At 36.3% G+C, this 9,560-nt stretch carries 6 protein-coding genes and 9 tRNA genes; all 15 read right to left on the reverse strand.

Features of this window, described 5'->3' with window-relative positions; genetic code table 11:
* Positions 1-2: 2 nt before the first annotated feature.
* A complete protein-coding gene (locus tag AC6FXG_RS07010) occupies positions 3-1,244 on the reverse strand; it encodes a Fe-S-containing protein (protein WP_500572119.1) in 1,242 nt (413 codons plus the stop codon).
* A 51-nt stretch (positions 1,245-1,295) separates the two neighbouring features.
* The gene (locus AC6FXG_RS07015; protein ID WP_500572120.1) at positions 1,296-1,949 is read right to left on the reverse strand and encodes an iron transporter; all 654 of its coding nucleotides are present in this window, start codon (positions 1,947-1,949) and stop codon (positions 1,296-1,298) included.
* A 13-nt stretch (positions 1,950-1,962) separates the two neighbouring features.
* Positions 1,963-3,222, reverse strand: coding sequence for an FTR1 family iron permease (locus AC6FXG_RS07020; RefSeq protein WP_500572121.1), 1,260 nt, complete (start codon positions 3,220-3,222; stop codon positions 1,963-1,965).
* A gap of 687 nt (positions 3,223-3,909) precedes the next feature.
* Positions 3,910-5,622 (reverse strand): ATP-binding cassette domain-containing protein, encoded by a 1,713-nt coding sequence (locus tag AC6FXG_RS07025; protein ID WP_500572122.1) that lies wholly within the window; start codon positions 5,620-5,622, stop codon positions 3,910-3,912.
* The gene (locus tag AC6FXG_RS07030; RefSeq protein WP_500572123.1) at positions 5,619-7,289 is read right to left on the reverse strand and encodes an ATP-binding cassette domain-containing protein; all 1,671 of its coding nucleotides are present in this window, start codon (positions 7,287-7,289) and stop codon (positions 5,619-5,621) included. The genes AC6FXG_RS07025 and AC6FXG_RS07030 overlap by 4 nt, the downstream gene beginning before the upstream one ends.
* A 478-nt stretch (positions 7,290-7,767) precedes the next feature.
* Positions 7,768-8,325 carry a GNAT family N-acetyltransferase gene (locus AC6FXG_RS07035; protein ID WP_500572124.1) on the reverse strand — a complete coding sequence of 186 codons (558 nt, stop codon included), beginning with the start codon at positions 8,323-8,325 and terminating at the stop codon, positions 7,768-7,770.
* 122 nt (positions 8,326-8,447) lie between these two features.
* Positions 8,448-8,523: transfer RNA gene (locus tag AC6FXG_RS07040), tRNA-Ile, on the reverse strand.
* 10 nt (positions 8,524-8,533) lie between these two features.
* Positions 8,534-8,609, reverse strand: a tRNA-Trp gene (locus AC6FXG_RS07045).
* Positions 8,610-8,748: 139 nt separating this feature from the next.
* Positions 8,749-8,824 (reverse strand) — tRNA-Phe (locus AC6FXG_RS07050).
* Positions 8,825-8,853: 29 nt separating this feature from the next.
* Positions 8,854-8,948 (reverse strand) — tRNA-Ser (locus AC6FXG_RS07055).
* A 78-nt stretch (positions 8,949-9,026) separates the two neighbouring features.
* Positions 9,027-9,115, reverse strand: a tRNA-Ser gene (locus AC6FXG_RS07060).
* 5 nt (positions 9,116-9,120) lie between these two features.
* Positions 9,121-9,197 (reverse strand) — tRNA-Gln (locus AC6FXG_RS07065).
* Between the two features lie 4 nt (positions 9,198-9,201).
* Positions 9,202-9,287: transfer RNA gene (locus AC6FXG_RS07070), tRNA-Tyr, on the reverse strand.
* Between the two features lie 38 nt (positions 9,288-9,325).
* Positions 9,326-9,401: transfer RNA gene (locus AC6FXG_RS07075), tRNA-Thr, on the reverse strand.
* Between the two features lie 14 nt (positions 9,402-9,415).
* Positions 9,416-9,492: transfer RNA gene (locus AC6FXG_RS07080), tRNA-Asp, on the reverse strand.
* Positions 9,493-9,560: the final 68 nt, after the last annotated feature.

Consider the following 9,560-nt stretch of genomic DNA (forward strand, 5'->3'; position numbering starts at 1 on the left):
ACCTACTTAAATACAAAGCTATTAGCATCAAGATCTTGCGTGCTGATTTTAATTTTTTCATCATGGACAATGTAAGGGATAGGGATTGGATTACATCCGCCCTTAAAACCAATTGTACCACGATTCATAACAACATCGCACAATTTACAAATAACGTCATCGCCACGTTCATAATAACCAGATGGCCCGCAAATTTCGCAGGCATCGAGGACAACCCCATAAGAACCCTGGGATTTTTTAATTAGGAAAAATCTCATGTGAACTCCATCAGACGCTGTATATTGATAACGGTGGAGTCTCATATCCTCAAGTTCTGATAGGGGAACAATGATCGTATCGTTTTCAATTACATATTCTTCGGGTTCTGAAAGCTCAATATCACGACCAGAATAAGCCCTTAGATAAGTCAAACTAAAAACATTAATTGCAACTAAAACCAAGAAAAACTTTGCTAAATTCCTATTACATCTCATGTGGTATTTCTTTTTTCTGAGTTCAGCAGGATTTTTAAAAGTTTCTTTAACTTTAATATTATTCAAATATAAGATTATTGGTAGGATAATTAAAAAAATCATAAGACTAAAGCCGATGTAATTTGCGTGGTTTATTACCCAGGCAATTATGCTGAATAATTTTGCATTTCTTGGTATGAGATCAATTGCATATAATCTTTGAAGAATAATAAAAATTTGATTTATTCCCCAAATTAAAAAAGAAATCAGTAATACTTCATCCCTATAATTTTGGCCAACCCGCCTAATAGTTTTAAAAATTGCAAGGCCCGATAAAAACATAAGAACAACTGCAAAAATATAACCGATAATTCTATATAAAACCATAGTAGAGACAGCAGATTCTCCATAATAAACAAAATTGTTTAGCTGGACAAAAATGGCTGGCATATAATAAAAAAATGACGCTATAATATACAAGGACAAAAAACCAACAAAAACATTTTTATAAACATTGGACTTTTCTTTTAGAAAATAAAATACAATAATTCCAATAAGAGCAATTACTATTGGGACCATTGACCAAAAGGATAGGGAGCTCCTGTTGACAAAATTTGGAATTTCTCTAAGAATTGAAGAAATAATTGCCGCAAGAGTGCCCATAAAGACTGTGCCAAAAATAATTTTATATTTGTTTTTGAAATTTTCTGTACTTAGATATCCAAGCGCCAGACCTATTATAAACGAGAATCCTATGCCCGCTTCCATTACTTTAATAAATATCTTTAACATAAAACCCTCCTATGTACAAGAAGGAAATGGCGCGAAGCCATTTCCAATCTTTTACCACTTTGGACCAGTCCATTCAAATTCTTGCCATTCAATGATAATTGGTTCTGTCCAGAATCTTCCTGTTACACCTGTTTCTTTGTCAACGTGTAAGAGATAGTCGTTTCCTGGAGCAGAGATTTCGAATTTAACATTGTATGTTCCGAGACCTTCTTCAAATTTAATATTTGCACCGTAGTGTGGACCGTCTGATGCGTTCATTGGCATGAAAGCAACTTCTTGAACCTTGTCTGAGCCCTTCTTTTGAATATAGGCTTTAACATTTAACCAAGGAACAAAGTCGCCTACACCATAACCAAGTGTTGCACCTTCATCTGTTGCTGTAATGTCAGCTTCGATGTGGCAGTCAGCTTCTTCTTTTGACAATGAATTGCCAGCTGGTTCCATGTCTACTGGTTGGAAGTAAACACCTGAAACTGCTAGAGGACCTGATTCTTGTTCATCACCAATTGGGAATTCTTCAAATCCTGCATCTTCACCAGGAGCTGCAACATCTTTTTTGTCTTCAGCCTTTGTGTCTTCAGTCTTTTTGTCTTCAACCTTAGCTGTTTTATCATCAGCTGGTTTTGATGACTGGCTGCATCCGTAGGTTACAAGCATCATGGATGCAACTACTAATACAAATAATTTTTTAACTTTTGAACTCATAATAAACCTCCTATTAGTTCTTATTTGCATAATCTCTTTCGAGTTCTGCTCTTTTAATTCTGTTACGTCTAATTTGGACAATAACGGTTATAATAGTTATTATTAATAAAATAACTTGCGGTAACAAGGTTTCAACCCTATCATAAATTCCTAAAATCTCGATTGTAAATCCATTCATCCATGGAATTATTGTTCTGCCAATAAGATCAGCTTCTTGGAATTCATAAACACCCTTTCCGATGAATGAAATACAAAGTACAAACATCAGTATTGAAGTAAAGGTGAAGAAGGGTTTTAATGGGAGTCTTACACTCATCTTTGTAATTAGTACATAGACAATTGCAAGTACAACTATTGCACAAGCCAAACCGCCCCACATATAAGTTGGGTTATTGGAAATGTTTTCTCTCATACCTTGGAAGAAAATAATCAATTCTGCACCTTCACGGGCAACTGCCAAGAAAGAGCTAAATACCAAAGCCATTGCACTGCCTTTTGTAATTGAGCTTTCAACTTTTGATTGGATGTAATGGTTCCAAACTTCCACTTCGGATTTTGATAACATCCAGTTGGATACGTAGAACAAAACAATAACTGCCAAGAACATTCCGCATCCTTCAAAAATTTCTTGACCCATACCGCTGCTGTCAGCACCGAATTTTTTAGCGATGATATTAAATATAATTGCAAGAATTATTGATGCCACAATACCTAAAAATGCACCGACATAAACACCTTTTACATATTTCAGATTATTTGTCTTTGTAAGGTATGCAACAAGGGCTGCAACAATCAGAATTGCTTCAAGACCTTCCCTTAAGGTTAGACCAAGTACACTGAAGAAAACTCCCCAGCCAGATGTGTTCTTGCCTCTCATTTTGTCTAAAGTCTTAGCATCTTCGTGTAGGTATCTAATCAATACCTCAACTTCATCTTTGACAACATCGATATCTTCGTTTAGACGCATGGATTTTCTTGCCAAATAAAATTGATTTTCAACTGTTGAACCACGTTTGCCGGAAATTTGTGACATAACAATTTTTTCAAAACCTAATTTTTCATAAAATTTGAAATAGGCTTCGTTGATTTTGTCATAGCCTTTTTTACCAGCATCTGGGCCACCAGCTTCATAAATTTTAACGGCATCCCTTAAAATCACTTCCATGTCCTTGCTTACATCTTCCCAGTCCTTGTATTTTTTAGTTGCAAAGACAGATGTAATGGACATTAGAAAAACTAATGATATCACCAAAAAAATGGTTAATTTTTTCATAGTTCCTCCTTTCAAAAATATTTGGCAAATACAATTGCCATTAAAAAACAATTAGCAGCTATTCTTTAAATTAGCTGTTGCTAACATTATACTCTTCAATGATTTTAAAGTCAATACTTTTCCCTTGACATGCCAATAAAAAAGCAAATATTGTAATAAAAGTGATTCAAGTCACATCTGCTTGAAGGAGAAAGTGTTAATTTTAAAAGTAAGGAGTTTATAACTTTTAATTTTTAAATACATATAAATATTTTAAATTACAAATGAATTTTTATATAAACTATTTTTTTGTAAATCATAAAACTTCTTAATAAAAAACACGCAGAAAGTTTTCGCAAGAGAAATTATAAAATTTGTTATAAAAAATATTTAGAAAAACCTGTAATTAATAAATAGTTTTAAAATTTATTAATTTATATTCTGCATATTTTTTTACAAAAAAAAGACACTGTGCTGCCCCTTTAAATCCGGCTACGGAAATAAAAAGGCAATACACTAAGGTCTATCATAAATTCCTTTTTGCTTGGATAATATTATTTTTTGTAAGGATTATATTTTAATAATTTTTCCTAAGCAAAATATCTTTGTCTTTTAAAATTTTTTCAATAAATTTTTGTAAACAGATTTTTCCTAGATTAATAAAAAAATCTAATACTGGCAATATTTGCTTCATATGCATTTGCATTTTTATTCAGCAAACATCTCAAGCTGGGACCCATAGATCTTGGCAAAATCTCCTTTTCTTTTAATTAGACTTTCAAAGTCTCCGTCTTCAACGATCTCTCCATCCCGCATAACTATAATCCTGTCTACATATTTGATTGCCCCCAGCCTGTGGGTGACTATAACTTCTGTTTTATCCTCTGAGTTCTCATAAAAGAAATCGTAAATTTCTTTTTCATTTAAGGGGTCAATAGCGGATGTGGGCTCGTCCAAGGTTATTAGGTCAGCGGGCTTGTTAAAGCCACGTAAGATCGCCACTCTCTGCCACTGGCCGCCAGACATTTCTCGGCCGCCAAAATCTCTGGTCATTTCATCATCCATAGATAAATTGTCATCTTTTAAAAATTCCCTTAATCTTTCTTCGCTATATATAATCTCTGTGTCAAAGGCTATATTTTCTCTTAAGGTCATGGCATAGGAAGCGAAGAACTGATTGACTTGGCTGGTGCCATCATACATATCCCCTTCTCTTATATCCCTTGTAGACCTGCCACTGTAAGTTACCTGGCCCTCGGTGGGCAGGAGTTCACCTGTCAAAAGGCGGACCAAGGTGGTCTTGCCCGAACCATTTATACCGACAATGGCAATTTTTTCGCCAGGCTTTATGCTAAGGTTAATATTTTTGAGGGCATAGTCCTTTGCATTAGGATATTTAAAGGACATATTTTTAAATTCAATATCTCCATCTGGCTTTCCAAGACTTCCAAGCCTCTCGCCCATATTCATAAATTCAAAATAAGGACTCACCATGGCGTCAAACTGCCTGCCATAATTTACCAGGGATAAAACAGCCAGAACTTGGCCTTTTAAGTTATTAAAAGCCGCCAGCGATCCACCAAAGCCTGCAAAAGAAATTTTCCTTATGGCCAGCAAATAGGCATTTATAGCCAGAGCCGAGGCATCGGCATATAGGTTTAACGGAAAGAGCCCTAAGGACATTTTAAATATACCTGCCTCCTCATCTCTTACCATGTCCTTGTAAGCCTGACCTTGGTCTCGGTATTTATCCAAGAAAAATTCATCGGCATAGTTGGTCCTGGACTCAATAAATTGCGGGTTGCCACTTATGGCCTCCTCGTCAAGTTTTTTTATCCTGGAAATATCTAGCTTTTTGTCCCGATTTTTTACCTTAAGTTTGGTCTCATAGACCTGAGAAATTACAGTTGGCACGAGGGCAATCACAAGCCCTAAGCCAATATAAATATTTATAGAGGTCAAAATAAATACAAGTGATAGGCCGGATAGGCAGGTAAAAATCAGCTCCATAGTAGTTTGGGCCAGGCGGAATAGGTTGGTTCCTGCAAAAATCGCCCTGTGTGCCCTCATATCAGACATGGGATTTAAAAGATTTTCACTGGAAATCCTGGTGACTTTGTCGTGGATTAGAATCTTTAATTTTCTCTCCAATCTTGGCATGCTGACAAAGGTTGAGTAAAAGCGCATATAAAAAATATTGTGCCAGCTAGCTATAAATAAGGCAAGGGCAAATATTAATATGCGTTTAATATCAACCGCCTGGCCTGTTATTATATTTGGAAAGACCTTAAAAAGCTCCATCATGGAATAAGTATAGAGAATTGGCCCTGTAAATTTTATTAACAAGGAAATTACCATCATAAAAAAGTCATAGGGCGAAGCCTTTAAAATTATTTTAATAGATTTGCCTGCGTTTTTCATAAGTACATCTCCTTTTGAGTATTGTATAAATCCCTGTAATAAGGCCTTTTCATCAAGTCCTCATGACTTCCCTTGGCGTAGATTTTGCCATCTTTCAATACTATAATCTCATCCATAAGCTTGGTCGCCCCCAGCCTGTGAGATATGAGTAGGGAGATTTTTCCTTCCAAGATTTCCAAATACTTACCGTACATTTTCGCCTCGGAAATCGGATCCAAAAGGGCATTTGGCTCGTCAAGAATATAAAGGCTGGCATCTTTGTTTAGAGCTCTCATAATGCCCAGTCTTTGCCACTGACCACCAGACATGCTGACGGCGTCTTTGGAAATCGCAGAGAGGTCCGTGTCCTTGCCCTTTGGCAAAGAGGAAATAATTTCGTCTATGCCCAAAGCTTTCGCCAAGCCCTCATCGTATTTTAGCCCACCCTTAAAGTCTAAATTTTCTTTGAGACTGGCCGGATAATGGTGAGAGCTTTGAAAGACAAGGGCCATGGAGTCTTTTAAATCGGATTTTTTGTAAGCAGAAATATCCAAGCCATTTATCAAAATCTGGCCAGAAGTAACCTCATATAAGCCCATTATAAGCTTGGTTATAGTCGACTTACCAGACCCATTTTCCCCTACAAGCCCATAGGACCCCTGGTCTAACTTAAAGGAAAGGCCTGACAAAACCTCCTTATCTGAATGAGGATATGTGAAGTGGACATTCTTAAACTCTATGGATTTTATAGTGTCCAAAGGCTTGTCCCCAGTCTTTTCTTCTGATAAGTCAAAAAATTTCATATAATTATTTTCTACAACTTTCGCTGACTTGTAGGAGAAAAAGTTTAGAATTAAGTCACTTACAGTAAGCTTGACCTCTATTAGCTGGTAAAAAAGCGATGTGAATAATCCTAAGCTAAAGCCTGGGGCATTTGGCCTGGCAAAGGTAAGTACATAAAAAATAATCAGACCGATAAAACCCAAATCATAGGCCATATCTCTGATAAAGCGACCCCTGCCAAGGGCCTTATTGACCTTTGACGCAGAGAAAAATTCATTAGAGAACTTATCGTTAAAAAATTCACTAGTGGCGAAAACTTTTCTTTCGCTTAAATACTTACTATTAATGAGAACATTAGAAAAATAATTCGCCCTCCTCATATTTGACCTATAAGAAGCCCAGATATCCCCAGCTTTTCTAAGACTAAAGGCTTCAATGCTTATTAAAAGGCCAACCAGGATTAAAAGCAGGATGGCGAACATTTTATTATAGGCAAATAAAATAAAAAGTGTTCCAAGTATAATTATAAGATTTTTTATCATCAAAGCCTGACTGTCTATCAGCTTTTCCTTGTAAGAAGATTCGGACAAACATCCGTCATATAAATTTCTATTGTCTGGATTTTCCAAATCGGCTATAGAAATTTTTGTCCACTTATCTATCAAGTCCTCTTCATTTTTTGTCTGGAGGAGGCTATAATTTACCTTCGACATTCTTCTGTCGACAATCATTAAAATCCGCCTAAGACCGATGACGATTATAAAGGGAATAAAATATCTAAAAAATGCCCCTTGGCCAATGCCAACATCGATCAAGTCCCTGCGAAAGCCAATCATCAAAATCGACGATAGACCCAGCAAGGCATAAATTATGTACTTATAAAGCCTAAATATTTTCTCCTTCATAAGCCCCCCCTCTTTTATAATTATACTTTTAATTTAAGATTGTTTATATATGCTCATCAATAATTTTTCGCTTCCGCTTGCTTGTCAGTAATGTTACTTGCACGAATTCCATTGAGTTTCCAATAAAATAAATTCTATTTCTTATTTTTCACTTAATAATTTTTACAATATCAAATAAAAATTTAAAAAAATAATCATACACATTTATAATAGCATATAATATTGCTTTAGTCAAAAAAAGGACTGCCTACCGGCAATCCTTAAATAGATATATTCACAAAATAAATCTCTGGATAATCTAATTCAAATAAATTACTTTGATAAAAACCGTCCATAACAAATTAAATAAATTTTATACCAGAAATCTTGTAAAATTTAAAACTAATAAGATTATTGGACCATGCCGATCCCTAGCTTTTAAATATCCCTTTCTAAATATAAGCTAGGTATAATCCTGTAAAATTCACTTAAGACAAAATTAATCCAAAATCCCAAGCCATTCTTCCTTTGAGATTCTATTAACTATCAAGTGTTCGACTTTTCCAGTCGCAGTCTTTTTATCAACCTCCCCAACTTTTTTAAGACCTAGTTTTTCTTGGAGGCGCTTAGATTGGAGATTGTAATCAAAATAGCCTGCATAGATGTTATCAACCAGGTCATTTTCAAATACAAAGTCAAATAAAATTTTGGCAGCTTCTGGCATTAACCCTTGACCCCAATAATCCTTGGATAAAACGCAGCCCATATTGGCATTTCTCTTATCCTTATCTTCAGGCAAAGGATTTGCTTCATCCCTAAGATCAATCGATCCAATGACCTTGTTATTCTCTTTATAAACTATGGCAAAACATGTGCCAGCCTTTAAAAACATTTGTATAACAGCCTTGGTCTGATCAATCGACTCATGGTGTGGCCAACCAGCCATTTCGCCAACGCCTTCAACCCTCGCGTATTCAAAAAAATCTTCCGCATCGTCCATAGTCCATGGCCTTAAAATTAATCTCTCGGATTCAAATTTTTTATTTGTAAATTTCATAAAAGCATCCTCCTTATCAAAATAAAATTATTTTTCATAATCAAATCACTCTTAAAAATCAAATTACTTATCATAATCAAATTACTTATTAAAAAAACACCTCACTAGGTGTTTAAATAAAATGGTGGGCCTTCGGGGATTTGAACCCAGGACCGACCGGTTATGAGCCGGGCGCTCTAACCGCTGAGCTAAAGGCCCCAATATATTATGGCAGGGGTAGCAGGACTCGAACCCACGACATTCGGTTTTGGAGACCGACGTTCTACCAACTGAACTATACCCCTACATGTTTAAATAAAAAATCTATGTTTGCTTTTATATTCAATTTTTTGGCTTTTGTATTAGTTACAAACCACGACACTACGTGTCGCTTCAGAGAAGGCACTAAGTTTATTATATATAAAATTTTTTGATAAAAATAAATGGTGCCCAGAGCCGGAATCGAACCAGCGACACGTAGATTTTCAGTCTACTGCTCTACCGACTGAGCTATCTGGGCAAGTGTTAATTTTTATATTAAATTGTAAATGGCGGAGAAGGAGGGATTCGAACCCTCGCGCCGCTAAAATCACGACCTATACCCTTAGCAGGGGCACCTCTTCAACCGACTTGAGTACTTCTCCAAGGTTTAAATTATTTTGTGAATCTTGCGACACTTATGTCAAAAGAATTAACCGATAAAATCGATTTTAATGTTAATTTGGCGGAGAGGGTGGGATTCGAACCCACGCGGGCTTTCACCCAAACGGTTTTCAAGACCGCCCCGTTATGACCGCTTCGGTACCTCTCCATAAATGGCTGGGGTAGCAGGACTCGAACCTACGAAATGCCAGAGTCAAAGTCTGGTGCCTTACCGACTTGGCTATACCCCAATATTGGTGGAGGAGAGTGGATTTGAACCACTGAAAGCTAAGCTAACGGATTTACAGTCCGTCCCCTTTGGCCAACTTGGGTACTCCTCCTAAAATAAGAGCTCTACCGATGATAGAGCTATTTAAAATGGAGCTGATGAGAGGACTTGAACCCCCAACCTACTGATTACAAGTCAGTTGCTCTACCGATTGAGCTACATCAGCATATATGATTAAATTGGCGACCCGGAACGGACTCGAACCGTCGACCTCCAGCGTGACAGGCTGGCATTCTAACCAACTGAACTACCGGGCCTTTGGTCAAAATCTACATCTTCTTTATGATATCATTATTTAATCTTTTTGTCAAGTTTGAATCAACTA

This window comes from Ezakiella massiliensis, from assembly GCF_059862345.1.

Excerpts from the sequence above, each read along its gene's own strand:
- AC6FXG_RS07020 (WP_500572121.1), bottom strand. The coding sequence starts at position 3,222 with ATGAAAAAATTAACCATTTTTTTGGTGATATCATTAGTTTTTCTAATG.
- AC6FXG_RS07035 (WP_500572124.1), bottom strand. The coding sequence starts at position 8,325 with ATGAAATTTACAAATAAAAAATTTGAATCCGAGAGATTAATTTTAAGG.
- AC6FXG_RS07025 (WP_500572122.1), bottom strand. The coding sequence starts at position 5,622 with ATGAAAAACGCAGGCAAATCTATTAAAATAATTTTAAAGGCTTCGCCC.
- AC6FXG_RS07015 (WP_500572120.1), bottom strand. The coding sequence starts at position 1,949 with ATGAGTTCAAAAGTTAAAAAATTATTTGTATTAGTAGTTGCATCCATG.
- AC6FXG_RS07010 (WP_500572119.1), bottom strand. The coding sequence starts at position 1,244 with ATGTTAAAGATATTTATTAAAGTAATGGAAGCGGGCATAGGATTCTCG.
- AC6FXG_RS07030 (WP_500572123.1), bottom strand. The coding sequence starts at position 7,289 with ATGAAGGAGAAAATATTTAGGCTTTATAAGTACATAATTTATGCCTTG.